This is a genomic window from Flavobacterium sp. (genome assembly GCF_027483985.1).
GTDB lineage: Bacteria > Bacteroidota > Bacteroidia > Flavobacteriales > Flavobacteriaceae > Flavobacterium.
In genome coordinates this window covers 63012-81184 of the sequence record NZ_JAIXTJ010000043.1, presented here as the reverse complement: position 1 = coordinate 81184, position 18173 = coordinate 63012, and the positions used below count along the sequence as shown (strand labels likewise).

The window sequence follows — 18173 nt, the reverse complement described above, 5'->3', positions numbered from 1 at the left end:
TAAAAATGATATTTTAGCAATCTAAATCTAACCCCAATTTACTTCAATGAGTAAATACTTTTTATTACTGCTACTACTAGCCCAGTTTTCTTTTGGACAACAGAAAACCAAAGTTGCTACCTACAAATATGGCTATAATGGAATGGAGCTGATTGTTAAAAATAATAACGGAAGTATGATTGTAGTCAGTACATTCAATTCTAAAAAAGAACTTAAAGAAGAAATTGCCCGAAAAATATACCAACATTACAAAGAAACCAATCCGATATCAGGCGATACGATAAAAATAAAAGGCGATAATGCTTGGGTTACAGGAAAATTTATCATTCAACAAAAAGGAAAACTCACAACACTTAATTTCTATTACGAAACAGTAGAATGGGATTCGGGACTAACAGAAATCTATAAAAACATATAACCAAAAAAACTCCTAAGAAATTCTTAGGAGTTTTTTTTTATGAAATTAAATCACAAACCAACTAGGCGTTAGCAGCAATTAAATTTAATGCTGAACCGGCTACAAACCAGCCAATTTGACTTTCGTTGTAGGTGTGATTGGCTAAAATAATATCTTTCGAACCATCTTCGTGAACGAATTCTAAAGTTAATGGTTTTCCAGGTGCAAATTCTGTTAAGTCTAAGAAATTGATGGTATCATTTTCTTGAATTTTATCATAATCAGCTTCGTTAGCAAAAGTCAAAGCCAACATACCTTGTTTTTTTAAGTTCGTTTCGTGAATACGGGCAAATGATTTTACCAAAACTGCTTTTACACCAAGAAAACGTGGTTCCATAGCAGCGTGCTCTCTTGACGATCCTTCACCATAATTTTGATCACCAACAACAATCGATGGAACTCCAGCCGCTTTATAAGCTCTCGCCACAGCAGGAACAGCAGCATATTCGCCAGTCAATTGGTTTTTAACTTTGTTAGCTTCTTGATTGTAAGCATTTACCGCACCAATCAACATATTATTTGAAATATTATCTAAATGGCCTCGGAAACGCAACCAAGGTCCAGCCATAGAAATATGATCGGTAGTACATTTACCAAAAGCTTTAATAAGTAATTTTGCACCTGAAATATTTTTTCCATCCCAAGCATCAAAAGGAGCCAAAAGTTGCAAACGGTCAGACGTTTCAGATACCGCAACTTGAACAGAACTTCCATCTTCAGCTGGCGCTTGAAAACCAGCATCTTCTACATCAAAACCTCTTTTTGGAAGTTCATCTCCTGTTGGAGGAAGCAATTTCACCGCTTCACCTTTATCATTCAATAAAGTATCTGTAATCGGATTAAAAGATAAATCTCCCGAAATCGCTAATGCAGCAACCATTTCGGGTGAAGTTACAAAAGCATGGGTATTAGGATTTCCATCAGCGCGTTTAGAGAAGTTCCTGTTGAACGAGTGAACGATGGTGTTTTTTTCTCCTTTATCTGCTCCTGCTCTATCCCATTGTCCAATACAAGGTCCGCAAGCATTGGTAAATACTTTAGTTCCCATTTTCTCAAAAGTAGCAATGATGCCATCGCGTTCAATAGTATAACGAATTTGCTCTGAACCCGGATTGATTCCGAACTCAGCTTTCGGAGTAATTCCGTGCGCAACGGCTTGTTCGACAATTGACGCAGCACGAGCCATATCTTCATAAGAAGAATTGGTACACGAACCAATCAATCCCCATTCTACTTTTAAAGGCCATTCGTTTTTAGCGGCTTCTTCTTTCATTTTAGAAACTGGCGTTCCTCTATCGGGAGTAAATGGTCCGTTAATATGTGGTTCCAATTCTGATAAATTGATTTCTATTAGTTCATCAAAATACTGACTTGGATTCGCGTATACTTCGGCATCTCCTGTTAAATAATCAGCAACCGTATCGGCAGCATCCACTACATCTTGACGACCAGTTGCAGCTAAATACCTACGCATAGAATCATCATATCCAAAAGTGGAAGTCGTAGCTCCAATTTCAGCACCCATATTACAGATAGTTCCTTTACCGGTACAAGACATATTGATCGCACCTTCGCCAAAATATTCCACAATCGCTCCAGTTCCACCTTTTACAGTAAGAATATCAGCCACTTTTAGAATCACGTCTTTTGGAGCGGTCCATCCATTTAATTTTCCAGTTAATTTAACTCCGATAAGTTTTGGAAATTTCAATTCCCAAGACATACCCGACATAACATCAACCGCATCAGCACCACCAACACCAATAGCTAACATTCCTAATCCGCCAGCATTTACGGTATGAGAATCGGTACCAATCATCATTCCTCCTGGAAAAGCATAATTTTCTAAAACAATTTGATGAATAATACCTGATCCTGGTTTCCAGAAACCAATTCCGTATTTGTTTGAGACAGAAGAAAGGAAATCAAAAACTTCTTTAGATTGTGAATTCGCTACAGCTAAATCAGCAGTCGCACCTACTTTCGCTTGAATCAAGTGATCACAGTGCACTGTTGTTGGAACCGCTACGGTTTTCTTTCCAGCATGCATAAATTGTAACAAGGCCATTTGAGCCGTTGCATCTTGACAAGCTACTCTATCAGGCGCAAAATCAACATAATCTTTTCCTCTAGAAAATGCTTGAGAAGGCGTTCCTTCCCACAAATGCGAATATAAAATCTTTTCAGAAAGTGTTAAAGGACGACCAACTAACTCACGTGCTTTATCCACACGAGCTGCCATAGTTCCGTACACCTTTTTAATCATTTCAATATCAAAAGCCATAGTGTCTAATTTTAAGTTCTTTATTAATCCTACTAATTTACAAAAATAAACACATATAAACAAAAAAGCCTAAGATTTAACTTAGGCTTTAGATTTGATTATTTAGGAGGGATTATCCAACCAACAATTTATGTGATGGTGCAAACTTAGTCAAGTTAATACCGTCAACAGCTAGTTTGTATTCTTCAATTGATGGTGTTCTACCAAGAATTGTCGACAAGACGACAACTGGAGTTGAAGAAAGTAAAGACTCGCCTTTTTTCTCATTAGAATCTTCTACAACTCTTCCTTGAAACAAACGCGTAGAAGTAGCCATAACCGTATCTCCTTTAGATGCTTTTTCTTGGTTACCCATACACAGGTTACAACCAGGACGTTCTAAGTACAACATGTTTTCATATTCGGTGCGCGCCGCTCCTTTTGGTGCTGCATCGTCAAATTCAAATCCAGAATATTTTTGTAAAACTTCCCAATCACCTTCTGCTTTTAATTCATCAACAATATTATAAGTTGGAGGAGCAACTACTAAAGGCGCTTTAAATTCTACCTTTCCGTGTTGTTTTTCAATATTTTTAAGCATTTGAGCTAAGATCTTCATATCGCCTTTGTGAACCATACAAGATCCGATAAATCCTAAATCTACTTTTTTATCACCACCATAAAAAGAAAGCGGACGAATGGTGTCGTGCGTATAGCGCTTAGAAACTTCTTTATTATTTACATCCGGATCGGCAATCATTGGCTCAGCAATTAGATCTAAATCAACCAAAACCTCAGCATAATATTTAGCATTAGCATCCGGACGCAACGCTGGTTTTTCACCCGATTTAATTTCAGAAATTCTCTTATTAGCCTTGTCAATTAATCCTTGAAGTACGTGATTTTTATTATCCATACCCTTATCAATCATAATTTGGATTCTGCCTTTTGCAATTTCTAAAGATTCAATCAATGTTTCATCTTCTGAAATACAAATGGAAGCTTTTGCTTTCATTTCAGCAGTCCAATCGGTAAAAGTAAAGGCTTGATCGGCAGTTAATGTTCCAATATGAACCTCGATGATGCGCCCTTGAAAAACATTTTCTCCACCATATTGATGTAACATTTGTGCCTGCGTTGCATGCACCACATCACGGAAATCCATATAACTAGCCATTTGACCTTTAAAAGTCACTTTAACTGAATCTGGAATCGGCATCGAAGCTTCTCCAGTGGCTAAAGCAAGGGCAACGGTTCCTGAATCAGCACCAAAAGCCACACCTTTAGACATTCTAGTATGGGAATCACCACCAATTATGATAGCCCATTCATCTACTGTAATATCGTTTAATACTTTATGAATAACATCCGTCATAGCGTGATATTTACCTTTTGGATCACGAGCGGTAATCAAACCAAACTCGTTCATAAATTTCATCAATTTCGGAATATTAGCCTGCGCTTTTTTATCCCAAACGGAAGCCGTGTGACAACCTGATTGATACGCACCATCTACGATTGGAGAAATCACCGTTGCTGCCATCGATTCTAATTCTTGAGCCGTCATCAAACCAGTTGTATCTTGCGAACCAACAATGTTTACGGTAACACGAACATCAGAACCAGCGTGCAATGGTTTTTTTGAAATCGTACCTACTGCATTTTTATTGAAGATTTTTTCAACAGCGGTAAAGCCTTGCCCATCAACAGAAACTTCTTTGGAAGGTGCATAAACTAACGGTGCTTCAATGCCAAGTGTTTTAGCAGCAAACGTTTGTATTTTTTTACCAAAAACAATAGCATAAGATCCACCAGCTTTGATGAATTCCATTTTTTGAGGCGTAAAGGCTTTTGAAATATCAATTAATTCCTGATCGCCATTATATAATTTTTTTGTTTTTGTATTGATAGTTAAAACCGTTCCTGTAGCAACAGAATAAACTTGTTCCAAAATAGGCTCTCCATTTTCATCACGAACCACAGCTCCGTTTTCATCTGTTTTTTTAACCCAGTTTTTCAAGTCGATACCAATTCCTCCAGTAACATCAACCGTAGTTAAGAAGATAGGTGAAATCCCATTAGTTCCTGCTACAATCGGCGCAAAATTTACAAAAGGCACATACGGACTAGCTTGCTTACCAGTCCAAAGCGCTACGTTATTTACACCCGACATACGTGAAGAACCAACTCCCATAGTTCCTTTTTCAGCAATTAACATTACTGTTTTATCTGGATGTTGTGCTTTTAAAGCTTCTATTTCATCTTGAGCTTGCGGTGTAATCATACATTTTCCGTGCAACTCACGGTCAGAACGCGAATGCGCTTGATTACCTGGCGACAATAAATCGGTTGAAATATCACCTTCACCTGCAATAAAAGTAACTACCTTAATTTCCTCTGCAACTTCTGGAAGTTTAGTGAAAAATTCTGCCTTTGCATAACTTTCCAAAATATCTTTGGCAACTTCATTTCCGTTTTCAAAAGCTTCTTTTATTCGCGCCATATCGGCATCATACAAATAAACCTGTGTTTTTAAAACTGCAGCAGCTTGTTTGGCAATGGCTTCATCAGTTCCTAAAGCTAAATCTAGCAAAACCACAATAGATGGTCCGCCTTTCATATGAGATAACAATTCAAAAGCAAAAGTAGGTGTGATTTCAGCTACAGCTTCTTGACCAAGAATAATTTCTTTTAAAAAAGCAGCTTTTGCTCCTGCTGCAGGCGTCGTGCCCGGTAAAGTGTTATAAATAAAAAAAGTAAGGCAATGTGCTCTATTAGGATTGGTAGTATCTTTGATTTGAGCAATAATTTCGCTTAACAAATCAGCACTATCAATTGGTTTAGGGTGTAATCCTTGACCTTTTCTTTCTTCAATTTCTTTAATGTAGTCTTTATAAAGAGTCATTTCAGTACCAAAAGTCATAATAAATTAATTTTTAATGTTTGCAGCGCGAATTTACGAAAACGTTATACCATTAAAAAATTTTTAGTCTACTATCTTTATTCAAAGAAATAATTTGCGAAAACGAGAATTTCGCTATACATTTTTTATCAAAATCGTAGTTTAAGAAAGAAAAATTGATGATTGTTAATTTTCAATACTAATTTTTTTAATTGGCAATTGCGAACAAATACAATTCAAATAAAGAACAAACCAAAAATAGATTAAAAATGGTCTTTAATAGAACACAAAAACACAATGAAGTCAATGCATTAGCATAAAAAATAGGTCAACTTAAAACTTTTTGGGAGCGGCTTTATAAAACATTCCAATAGAAGAAGCAATCAATACAAAACAGATTAAAAAACCAACAGAAATTAACTCAAAAGATGCAAAATTGATTGTTGTAATTTTTTTAAACTCAGAAAGTACGGCCAACACCATATACAATCCGAAAAGAAAAAAAATGGATCCAAGAAGAATTCCGATAATCTTATTTTTCAAAAAAAGCTGAAGTGCTACGATACTAAAAACAGCTATGGTATAGTAATTAATGTACCCAACACCCAAATAATTATCTAAAAACCAAAATAGCGCTAATGCTAAAATAAAAAATTCCGGAAGTACAAGTAGCCATTTTTTCATCGTAATAAATTTTTTAGAAAACGAAAAAAAACTTCAAATGGTATTTAATTTTATAGTTTCTCGCAAAAAAATAAAATAGAATAAGTAATTACACCAATTCCGATAAACAAAAAAATCTTTTTATACCAAGTAGCAAAATAAAAATTCAATTTTAAAAAATAGAATATCCCTAAAATCAAACAAAATAGAATACTATTACAAAACAGATAAAAACAAATTAATAATGCTAGCGCTTGACTCGTCATACTTGTTAAAAACATCTCAAAGCAACTTTTTATTTAAAATTAGTAACCTACTTAAGCAGCGCAAATTTTACCTGACTTTGCGCAAAAATAACGACATTTTTTTGGAGCTATTTTATTTTGGAAATAATTGGGAATGCATACAAAACTTGACCTACGCAAAATCTGATTATCAAATATAAAAAAATCCGCAAAGTCAGGAGACAATTGCGGAGCTTGATTCAAATATTTTTGCAACAACTACATCAACTTGCTAATAATTACTTCTTCAGTAATTCCTTCAGCGTCGGCTTTGTAATTTTTGATAATTCTGTGTCTTAATATTCCAGTCGCAACGGCTTTAACATCTTCAATGTCTGGAGAGAATTTTCCGTTGAAAGCAGCATTAGCTTTGGCTGCCAAAATTAAATTTTGCGAAGCTCTTGGTCCTGCACCCCAATCTAAATAGTTGTTTACATAATCTGTTGCTATGGGAGAATTCGGTCGCGTTTTCCCTACTAAAGTTACGGCATATTCAATAACATTATCCGCTACAGGAATACGACGAATCAACTGCTGAAAATCTATAATCTCTTGCGCTGAAAACAAAGCGTTAATAGATGGTTTGGCATCAGATGTAGTGCTTTTAACCACTTCAACCTCTTCTGCAAACGTAGGATAATCTAACTTGATAGCAAACATAAAACGGTCCAACTGTGCTTCTGGCAAAGGATAAGTTCCTTCTTGCTCAATAGGGTTTTGGGTAGCTAATACAAAATAAGGTAAATCCAATTTATAATTATGACCCGCAATAGTTACCGAGCGTTCTTGCATAGCTTCCAATAAAGCCGCTTGGGTTTTTGGTGGCGTTCTGTTAATCTCATCAGCCAAAATAATGTTTGAAAAAACAGGTCCTTTTATAAATTTAAACTGACGGTTTTCATCCAAAATTTCACTTCCTAAAATATCCGACGGCATCAAATCGGGCGTAAACTGAATTCTTTTAAAATTCAATCCCAAAGCCTGAGAAATAGTATTAACCATTAAAGTTTTTGCCAATCCCGGAACACCAACAAGCAAAGCGTGTCCGCCTGAAAAAATGCTCAATAAAATTTGATCCACAACATCATCTTGACCAACAATTATTTTGGAAATTTCTTTTTTAAGCTCAAGTCTTTTCTGAACTAAATTTTGTATAGCTGTAACGTCTGACATATTTAATTTTAGATATTAGATTTTAGATTTTTTATCCATTTAAATCCAAAACACACTATTATTTTTTCAACCAATTGTTAGTAAAAGTACAGTCTTTGTACTCACCATTAATTTTGATATAAGTTTCTTTAACCTTAGCATCGGTCCATTTTGCGATAGCATTGATTTGTTTTTCTTTAAGAGCCAATTCTTTTATCTTCACAAAATCTTTACTAAAATCGGCAACGTGCTCATCGATTTTGTTTGTTACCATAATGATTTTGTAACGTTTTCCTGCCTTAGCATCTTCATCTAAAATAACCGAAGAAACCTCACCGCTCTTTAAATTAGAAACTTGTCCGTAAATAGTTGGATCCATATTAGTCAACTCAAAATGCGTATCTTGTGTCTTTGGGTTGATCAAAGTTCCGCCATTCGCACGAGTTTCTTTCTCATCAGACATTTGTCTTGCAGCATCAGCAAACGTAATCTCTTTGGCTAAAATTCTTGCTTTTAGGGTTTCAATTTTTTCTTTAGCTTCTCTTAGTGATTCAGCAGAAACTTTAGGCATCATTAAAATATGACGCAATTCCAAATCCTGACCTTTAATTTTTTCTAACATAATAATATGATAGCCAAATTCGGTTTCAAATGGTTCTGAAATTTCACCTTCTTGAAGGGAGAAAGCAACATCTTTAAATTCTTTTACAAACGGTGTTTTTTTATTGATTTTATAAAAACCACCTGAAGGAATAGAAGCTCTATCTTCGGTATAAATCACGGCTCTAGTCTTGAAACTTGCACCTTCCATTACTTCTTTCTTAATTTCTTTCAATCGGTCGATAACCACTTGCTTTTCGGCTTGAGTAACTTTAGGAGCAATAACAATTTGGGCGATTTCAAGTTCAGCACCCAACATTGGACGTTCTGATTGTGGAATCTTTTTGAAAAAATTTCTAGTTTCTTCTGGCGTAATTTGAATAGGATCTACAATTTTCTTCTGCATTTCAGAAGCTAATTTTTGTTGTTTCAAGATTTCAAAAAGTTCTGTTTTGAACTCGTCTTCGTTATTCTTTTTGAAATACTTCACCACATTCTCCATAGACTTAAGTTGTTCTACCATATAGTCTATTTGTTGGTTCATTTTTTCTTTCACTTCTTCGTCTTTTACAACAATAGAATCCTGAATGGCTTGGTGCGCATACAGTTTGTCCTCAAGAAGTTTACCCAACATTTGGCATCTCGTAATGTCTTTTACAGAACCACCAGAACCTTCAATTTCAAGAAAAGCCTTATCTATATCAGAATCTAAAACCGTATAATCTCCAACAGTAGCTACAATGCCATCAACACGTTGACGCTTTTGTTGCGTGCTGATTGCTTTTTTCTCTGGCTCTTTATCTTTAATTATCTCTTGTGCGTTTACAGAAAAACCAATTAAAAAAAGGAAAACTCCTTGTACAATTTTGTTATTCAATACCTTCATCATTACTTCGTTTATTATTTTTTAATTTGTTTTTTAAGCGTTTCAAAAACGTCTTTATTAATTTTTACTGTAAACTCTTTTTTGAGCTCGTCAACCCAATTTTGTTCTAAATATTGCTGATAATCATTGACCAACTTTCCTTTGCATTCTTCCAAAGATTTGGATCCTGCTGGAAGTACTTTATTTACTTTAGTAATAAAAAAGTATTCACCTTTATTCGTGATTTCAGAAAGTCCTAATTCCATTTTCGTACCTTGAGGCAAAGCACTGTCACCTTCTTCATAAGTACCTTCATACAACATAACATTTAAAACTTCTGGTGTATTGAATTTATCTTTGATATCTTTAGGTGTTTTCCCTTTTTTAAGCAGTGCCAAAACTTTAACCATAGTTTCTTTATCTTTAGAAGAGTAAATCTCTGTACTCGCACGAGTTTTCCAAAGGTACTTTCCTTTTTGAGTCTCATAAAACGATTTCAATCCTACAGAATCGGTTTTAGAACGTTGCCAAATTTCTTTGTCCATTAAATCAAACAAAAGCAATCCGTCACGATATTCTTCCATTATGGAAGCAAACTCTGGAAATTCATTTTCTAGATTTTCAGTATTAAATTGGTTGCGTTGCTCATCAGCAAAGTTTTGGAATATTTTTTCAACCAACTTATCGATAGGCTTTATTGCAATTCCTGATTTTTGTTGCGAATAAATATAGTCTAAGAACGTGGTGCCTGTAAGATTTCTTGTGCCTACACTGAAAAGTGTTCCAGTATACTTTTTAGCATCTGCAGGCAAACTCCATTTGGCTTCATAAAAATCGTTGGTTACTAATTTAACCAAGGAAGCATAAAGTTTAGCATCTCTTTTTACAGGATATTTTTTTCTTAATTTTTCGGTCAACGAATTAGTAATTAATCTAGAACGATCATCTTTAGCAATTTTATTTTCCAATTCCACTTTTGAATCTTCATATGATTTTATTGGAAAACGTTCTATTAATTTAGTGATGTGCCATCCAAACTGTGTTTCAAATGGAGCCGAAACCGGATTTTCTTTAGTCAATAAAAACGCTTGATTTTCAAATTCCTCTGAACTCAATTGCCCTGAACCAAAACGATTTAGAATACCACCTTTAGAAGCGGAAGATTTATCTTCTGAAAATTGTTTGGCCAATTCTTCAAACTTTTCACCTTGCTGCAGTTTTTTATAAATATCGTCAATAGTAGTTTTTGCAGTAGTTACTTCAACATTATCCTTTTGTTTCAAAATCATAATATGGGCAACAGCTACTTCACCTCTATTAGCTCGAACATCGTTAACTTTTATCAAATGATATCCAAATCGAGTTCTTATCGGATTTGAAACTGTGCCAAGCGGCGTATTATAAGCACCATTTTCAAAAGCATAAACCATTCTAAAACTTGTAAAATAGCCTAAATTTCCTTTATTCTCTTTAGCGGATGGATCTTGTGAAACCTCAGCAGCAACAGTACCAAAATCTTCACCTTTAACTAAACGTTGTTTGATTGCTAAAGTTTTGTTGTAAGCAGCTAGCGTATCTTCAGGAGAAGCATTTTCGTCAACTAAAATTAATATATGAGAAGCATTTACTTCTTTTTGCAATCTTTGATATCCTTCATCAACCAATTCTTTAGTAACCTTAGAATCTGTAGTATAGTTTTTAGACAATTGTGCTCGGTAAGTTTTTAATTCAGCTAAATACTGCGGATTGTCTTGTAATCCCAACTTGTTAGCTTTGTTCACTTTCAACTTATATCCAATATATAAATCTAAATACTGATTCAAATCTTTTTGAGATTCATCTTTAACTAAATCCAAATTTTTGTTATAAACCCTAACAAACTCATCGGTATAGTAGGCTTTGTCATTAATGGTGAATAAAACTTCTTTAGATTTATTTTGAGCATTTGCCGTAAGAGCAAGACCCATTATTAATCCTAAAAACAATTGTTTTAACTTCATACTTTTTAAATTAATTAACTAAATGAAAGCAATAATCTGCTGTTGGTCACGAATATCACAACAAACATTACAATCAACAAAAGTAACAAATCGAAGGTATTATACAAGTATAGCAACTACTATTAACAAAAATTTATTAACAGAAATATTTAGAAGTTTTTTTCTATTGACAACTTCCATTAGTTATTTATTTAATAAATAGTATTTTTGCAGTCCATTATAACAATTATGAGCTTTTTAAAAGAAATACAACGTCGTAGAACTTTCGGAATTATATCACATCCTGATGCCGGAAAAACAACTTTAACTGAAAAATTATTACTTTTTGGAGGTGCCATTCAAGAAGCTGGTGCTGTAAAAAACAATAAAATAAAAAAAGGCGCAACCAGTGACTTTATGGAAATCGAACGCCAAAGAGGTATCTCGGTAGCCACTTCGGTCCTAGCCTTCAACTACAAGGATAAAAAAATTAATATTCTAGATACTCCTGGTCACAAGGACTTTGCAGAAGATACGTTCCGCACACTTACAGCAGTTGATAGCGTAATTGTCGTAGTAGACGTAGCTAAAGGTGTGGAGGAACAAACAGAAAAATTGGTGTCGGTTTGTAGAATGCGAAAAATTCCGATCATTGTGTTCATTAACAAGTTAGACCGTGAAGGAAAAGATGCGTTTGACCTGATGGATGAAGTGGAGAAAAAATTAGGACTTCACGTAACGCCATTAAGTTTTCCTATCGGAATGGGTTATGACTTTCAAGGTATTTACAACATTTGGGAACAAAACATTAACTTGTTTAGTGGTGACAGCCGCAAAAACATTGAAGACACCATCGCCATTTCTGACATAAATAGTCCTGAATTAGAAAAATTAATAAAAGACAAACCTGCTCAAAAACTGCGCGAAGAATTAGAATTAATTGGAGAAGTGTATCCAAAATTTGACCGTCAAGAATATTTAGATGGAAATTTACAACCGGTATTTTTTGGTTCAGCATTAAATAATTTTGGAGTTAGAGAATTACTTGACTGCTTTGTGGAAATAGCGCCAACGCCAAAACCAAAGGAATCTGACACGCGATTGGTTAATCCTGAAGAAGAAAAACTATCTGGTTTTGTGTTTAAAATTCACGCTAACATGGACCCGAAACACAGAGATCGTTTAGCTTTTATCAAAATTGTATCGGGTACATTCGAAAGAAACAAACCCTATATGCACGTGCGCTTGAATAAGAATTTAAAGTTTTCAAGTCCAAATGCGTTCTTTGCAGAAAAGAAAGAAATTGTAGACATATCTTATCCTGGAGACATCGTTGGATTGCATGATACCGGAAATTTCAAAATCGGAGATACGCTTACGGAAGGTGAATTAATGAACTTCAGAGGTATTCCAAGTTTCTCTCCAGAGCATTTTAGATACATCAACAATGCTGATCCAATGAAAGCGAAACAACTAGAAAAAGGTGTTGATCAGCTAATGGATGAAGGTGTTGCACAGTTGTTTACATTAGAAATGAACAATCGAAAAGTAATTGGAACCGTTGGTGCACTTCAATATGAAGTAATTCAATACCGATTGGAACACGAATATGGCGCAAAATGTACTTATGAAAACTTCCCTGTGCACAAAGCTTGTTGGGTAAAACCCGATGATGCTAAAAATGAAGAATTCAGGGAATTCAAACGTGTAAAACAAAAATTCCTTGCCCACGATAAATACGGTCAATTGGTATTTTTAGCTGACTCTGATTTTACTATTCAAATGACTCAAAGCAAATACCCTAGCGTAAAATTATTTTTTACGTCAGAATTTGATTAATTTTTTTTCGAACTATAACGTTTAAGGAAACTTTAACGTTCATTTCATCGATAAAATGCGAATAATAAGGAATTATTTGAAAATTCATTTTATATTTGCACAAAATAAATGCTGTTATGAATAAATTTTTAAAATTTTGTTTTTTTACTTTCCTATTATTATCCGATTTCATCGTATTTGCACAACCAAATGATGACGGAGACGAAGGACCTGTAGAAGGTGTCGATCCTGCTCCAGCGCCTATAAATGGTAAATTAATATTACTTTTAATTTTGGGAGTAACGTTTGCATTTTACAAATTAAAAAATGCAACAAAAGAGGCTTAAACCTATTTTTTAAAATATACCCGAACCACTTCTTACGAAGTGGTTTTTTTTTTTACTCAAACCCAAAAAGCAAACCTCAAAATAAATTCAATCAAAACAAACAAGCAACAAGGTTTCTATATAAAAATTAAAAAAAAGTCCCTTTCCCAAAAGTCCAAAGAACAAGTTAAACTGAAAACCGAAAACCGACAACTGCTCACTGAAAACCGAAAACTGTCAACCGAAAACCCAAAACCCAAAACCCAAAACCTACAACCCACAACTTACAACCTACAACCCACAACCGAAAACTGACAACTGAAAACCGAGCCTGCCGAAGTGAAAAAAAGCCCTTCCGTTTCCGAAAGAGCTTTTAAATCTCGAGTCCAAAGGACGAGGTAAACTAACGACTGAACACTGAACACTGAACACTGAACACTGAACACTGAACACTGAACACTGAAAAACTATCGTTTAACAACACGAAGCGTCCTAACACTCGCCTCCTGAGCCACAACAACGTTATAAACTCCCGAAGGACACTGCTGTCCTAATTCAAATTCTTGAACATCAGAAGCATTGATAATTCTATCCTCTACAAGTTTTCCTAGCATATCATAAACCCTAACTTGAATACTAGCTTCGCTGTTAGTTTTAATATCCAGTTTAAAGTTTGCTGCAAATGGGTTTGGATAAGCAAAAGCTTCAAAAGTGTTTGCTATTTCCAATTGTACATCTTCGCTTATAAATCTAGCTTGCATTGGAGTTCTAAACGAACACGTTTTGCTAAACGGACCAAAGTCAGGCTCACTCGGTAATTTAACCGCAACTTGCACAGAATAAACTTCTCCATTCGGAACCAATCCTGGGAAATTATTCAAGGTAAAACGATTAACCGTATTATCAAAGAACGTGTCATAACCAGCACCATCATAAACTCTGAATCGATATTGTGTCGCTCCTGCTACTCCATCAGCAATAATCAACTCATTGCTGCTTACTACTTGATAGTTATTACATTGTACTGTTCTTATTTGCGTAGTTGGATGAGCTGGCGTTTTGATATCACACGGCGCATTGTAAGGCAAGAATGTTCCATCGGTATTTCTTAACGAAACCTCAACGCTATAAGTACTTGCAAATAAAATACCACTCAACTGAGCCATATTAAATTTGTTAGAAGGCTGAGTAGTTTCTTGCGAAGCTCCTGTCGGAACGCCACCTACTACTCTAGTTACTCTAAATCTATAAGCTGTAACGTTTGAAACAGCAGTTGCCGAAATAAACTGGTTCATTGTAGTTAACGTAGTACCACACTGAGCACCAATAGTCGAAACTGGATTTGGTGTGTTCAAAAAACAAGGAGCACCAAAGAAGGGTTGCCAAACGTTATTGAAACGTACAGCAATTTCAAACATATAACGAGAGTTATAAGTAGTTCCTGGAACGTTTGCTAACGAAATATTATTTGTTGGTCTATCAATAATAATTGGAGCTGCAAGTGGAGCGTTCGTATTCAAATCAACCTTAGTGATTCTGAATCTATAACCTTGAGCAAAGTTAGTCCAATTAGCGGTTACGGTAGAATACCAACCAGCTAATGTAGTACCACAAGTTCCTGCTGGCAATGAACCAACAATTGGAGTACAACCACCAGGCAAACCAACATTATCAATTACACCATTACAATCATTATCAATTCCATCATGACATACATCAACCGCATTTGGGTTAATCGCTGCATTAGCATCATTACAATCAGTTGAAAACAAACTTCCACCACAAGCTACTTTTATCATAGCAACAGATCCAAAGCCGTCATTATCTGCATCTAAATAACGTACTTCGTTATCATCACAATCAATGGAATTGGTAACTCCATTCGGAGCTAAAGTGGTCGAACCAAAGCCGTCAGCATCAGCATCAACATAAGTCAATAAGTTATCGTTCGAATCCAAAGCATTAGTTACACCACTCGGTGCTAAAACCGTCGAACCAAATCCATCGCCATCGGCATCAACATAAGTCAATAAATTGTCGTTAGAATCTAAATTATTTGTTACTCCACAAGCAACTAAAGGCAAAGTACCAAATCCATCGGCATCTAAATCAGTATACTGCAATTGATTATCATTACAATCTATAGCATTAGTAACACCACTCGGTGCTAAAACCATCGAACCAAATCCATCGCCATCGGCATCAACATAAGTCAATAAAGTATCGTTAGAATCTAAATTGTTTGTAACTCCACAAGCAACTAAAGGCAAAGTACCAAAACCATCGGCATCTAAATCAGTATATTGCAATTGATTATCATTACAATCTAAAGTATTCGTAACGCCATTGGCTGCTAAAACCGTCGAACCAAATCCATCGCCATCGGCATCAACATAAGTCAATAAAGTATCGTTAGAATCTAAATTGTTTGTAACTCCGCAAGCAACTGAAGTAGTAGAACCAAATCCATCTCCATCAAAATCAGCATATTGAAGTTGCGAATCATTACAATCTAAATTATTTGATACATAACCCAAAACAGGGACACATGAAGTTGTCGATACCAACGGATTACCAAAACCATCGCTATCTGAATCCTGATAATAATTTAAAAGGGATTGTATGTTAACAGTCACCGGCAAACGAGTGATACCTTCACACGAACTAATGGTTTGAGAAGCATAATAAGTTACTCCATTAACTAGAGAAACACCAGCTGCCAATGGAGTACCCAATACCGGAGTAGCATACCATTTAATAGTAGAACCAGAAGCCACTAAACTGGAAACAGTTGCAGCATTACAAAAAGTTTGAGTCGTACTTCCGGCTGGTACAGGAATCTCGCTAAGAATAGAATAAGAAACACTTGCGCCATTATTGGACAAAACTGGATCCAATTGATTCGATTGAATAATAGAAGCATAAGCAGATAAACTTCCTGAAACAGTTGCGATTCCATTAATAGTTAATGTTCTTGAGCCACTTGCAGGAACAGTTCCAACGTTCCAATAACCAGAAGAAGGATTGTAGGTTCCTGCCGAAGCGGCGTGAGAAGAATAAGTAAAACCTGCTGGCAAACTTGCCGTTGCAATTACACCAGAAGCGGCAGTCGCAGTGGCATTAGTTATGGTTATAGTTACAGTATTACTCGTTCCCAAACAAGCCGTTGAAATATTGGATGTAATTCCGATACCTAAATTGGCTTGCACTGCAGGTGCAGCACCAAAAACCAAAACACGATTCATTTCTCTTCCAGCAACATACAACCGTCCATACAAGTCAAAAGAGGCATTATATACGCTGAACATATTATTATTGGTTGGCGAACCTGAAGGGTATAAAGCTGTAGAAGAGGTAAAATTAGGTTGACCCAAAACAACATCAGCAGCAACACCATTAGTAGTAGGAATAGAATTGTATACAAGCACTCTACTGTTTCCAAATTCACCAATAGCTACTTTACCTGAGGGTGAAACAGTCACACCAATGGGAGCATTCAAGTTGCTCGAAGTAGTACCAGCACCATTAGTTCCCATAATAGCCTGACCAATTACAACATTAGCCGCAGCGCCATTGACAGTCGGAATCGTATTCCAAACCAATACTCTATTATTAGCAGAATCAGCTACAAGTAACTTTCCGTCGGGAGAAACACAAACACCCCAAGGATTAACCATTGTTGTAGCAGAACTTCCGCCACCAGGAGAAGTAAAAATCGTCTGACCAACAACTACATCAGCAGGCTTATTATTGGTAGTTGGAATGCTATTCCAAATCAAAATTCGATGATTTCCTCGATCAGCAATTAACAAGCGGCCATCACTACTTACATAAGCACCAGTTGGACCATTCATTGCGGTAGCTGAAACACCGCCAAAACCTGATGTGAAATTAGGTTGACCCAGAACCACATCGGCATTCTGTCCATTTACGGTAGGTATAGTATTCCAAATCAACACTCTATTATTACTAAAATCAGTTACAATTAATTTATTCCCATCAGGTGAAAAAGCAACACCATTGGAGTTACTAATACTTGCTTGATTGGCTCCAGCATTAGTACAATCCGTAAAACTAGTTTTTCCAACAACTACAGTTGCGTTCACACCATTAGCCGTTGGAGTGGGATTCCATAATTTCACACGACCTCCAGTTTGCTCACTAACAGCCAAAACTCCTTTTGAACTTATAGCGGTATAAGAAGGTGCATAAAGTCCACTTTGCGTACAACTAGCAACATTTGAAGTAAAATTAGCTTGACCAACAACCAAAGCAGCACTTTGTGAATTAGTAAAATTAATTTGACCAATACAAAAATTTGAAATTAAAAAAACCATAAAAAATAACAACACTTTTAAAGAAGAAAACGACCTAAAAGTAAATTTAGACCTTGAGCCGAAATACATTAAAAACTCAAACTCATCAAATAGCAATTTACTCTTAAGGTTTAAAATTTTAAGAAGATGGACGAACCATTTCATTGGGATAATGTTTTTCATAGTTATAGGATTTAAATGTTATAACAAAATTCACTTTTTAAATGCCAAAAAAAATCCCTACAAATAGGGATTTTAACCAATGAAAAAGAAAAAAACAAGTAACAACAAAAAAACTCCCATCAAAACATTTAAACTGAGCCTACCAAAGTGCGGCCACAGAGCTTGTCGAAGTGCGGTCACTGAGCTTGCAGAAGTGCGGTCACTGAGCTTGTCGAAGTGAAATAAAGCCCTTCCATTTCCGAAAAAGCTTCTTCTAACATTTCAAGTCCAAAGGACGAGTAAAACAATTAACAATCCTCAATCCTCAATCCTCAATCCTCAATCAACAATCCTCAATCCTCAATCCTCAATCCTTAATCCTCAAT

The 18173-nt window shown here is 35.5% G+C and carries 10 protein-coding genes; 3 read left to right on the top strand and 7 right to left on the bottom strand.

Annotated elements, in window-relative coordinates; translation table 11 throughout:
- Window positions 1–46: 46 nt before the first annotated feature.
- The gene (locus tag Q0050_RS11690; RefSeq protein ID WP_298395867.1) at window positions 47–418 is read left to right on the top strand and encodes a hypothetical protein; all 372 of its coding nucleotides are present in this window, start codon (window positions 47–49) and stop codon (window positions 416–418) included.
- 61 nt (window positions 419–479) lie between these two features.
- Here the strand turns inward: Q0050_RS11690 and Q0050_RS11685 are convergent, their stop codons facing one another.
- The 6 genes from Q0050_RS11685 to Q0050_RS11660 all read right to left on the bottom strand — a co-directional run bounded on the left by Q0050_RS11685 (window position 480) and on the right by Q0050_RS11660 (window position 11186).
- The gene (locus Q0050_RS11685) at window positions 480–2741 is read right to left on the bottom strand and encodes an aconitate hydratase (protein ID WP_298395865.1); all 2262 of its coding nucleotides are present in this window, start codon (window positions 2739–2741) and stop codon (window positions 480–482) included.
- Between the two features lie 112 nt (window positions 2742–2853).
- Window positions 2854–5625, bottom strand: a complete 2772-nt coding sequence (locus Q0050_RS11680) for a bifunctional aconitate hydratase 2/2-methylisocitrate dehydratase (protein ID WP_298395965.1) — start codon at window positions 5623–5625, stop codon at window positions 2854–2856.
- A 330-nt stretch (window positions 5626–5955) separates the two neighbouring features.
- Entirely contained in the window at window positions 5956–6306 is a 351-nt protein-coding gene (locus Q0050_RS11675) for a hypothetical protein (protein ID WP_298395863.1), read from the bottom strand.
- 482 nt (window positions 6307–6788) lie between these two features.
- Window positions 6789–7742, bottom strand: coding sequence for a MoxR family ATPase (locus Q0050_RS11670; protein WP_298395860.1), 954 nt, complete (start codon window positions 7740–7742; stop codon window positions 6789–6791).
- Between the two features lie 58 nt (window positions 7743–7800).
- Window positions 7801–9207: a peptidylprolyl isomerase gene (locus tag Q0050_RS11665; protein ID WP_298395962.1), complete on the bottom strand. Its 1407-nt coding sequence runs from the start codon at window positions 9205–9207 to the stop codon at window positions 7801–7803.
- A 14-nt stretch (window positions 9208–9221) separates the two neighbouring features.
- Entirely contained in the window at window positions 9222–11186 is a 1965-nt protein-coding gene (locus Q0050_RS11660; protein WP_298395857.1) for a peptidylprolyl isomerase, read from the bottom strand.
- Between the two features lie 228 nt (window positions 11187–11414).
- Here Q0050_RS11660 and Q0050_RS11655 point away from each other — a divergent pair, with 228 nt between their 5' ends.
- Together Q0050_RS11655 and Q0050_RS11650 are read left to right on the top strand one after the other, a co-directional pair.
- Window positions 11415–13004 (top strand): peptide chain release factor 3, encoded by a 1590-nt coding sequence (locus Q0050_RS11655; RefSeq protein WP_298395854.1) that lies wholly within the window; start codon window positions 11415–11417, stop codon window positions 13002–13004.
- A 116-nt stretch (window positions 13005–13120) separates the two neighbouring features.
- Window positions 13121–13330 carry a hypothetical protein gene (locus Q0050_RS11650; protein WP_298395851.1) on the top strand — a complete coding sequence of 70 codons (210 nt, stop codon included), beginning with the start codon at window positions 13121–13123 and terminating at the stop codon, window positions 13328–13330.
- Window positions 13331–13776: 446 nt separating this feature from the next.
- On the opposite strand, the gene Q0050_RS11645 is transcribed toward Q0050_RS11650, so the two are convergent.
- Window positions 13777–17646, bottom strand: coding sequence for a T9SS type A sorting domain-containing protein (locus Q0050_RS11645; protein WP_298395848.1), 3870 nt, complete (start codon window positions 17644–17646; stop codon window positions 13777–13779).
- Window positions 17647–18173 lie beyond the last annotated feature (527 nt).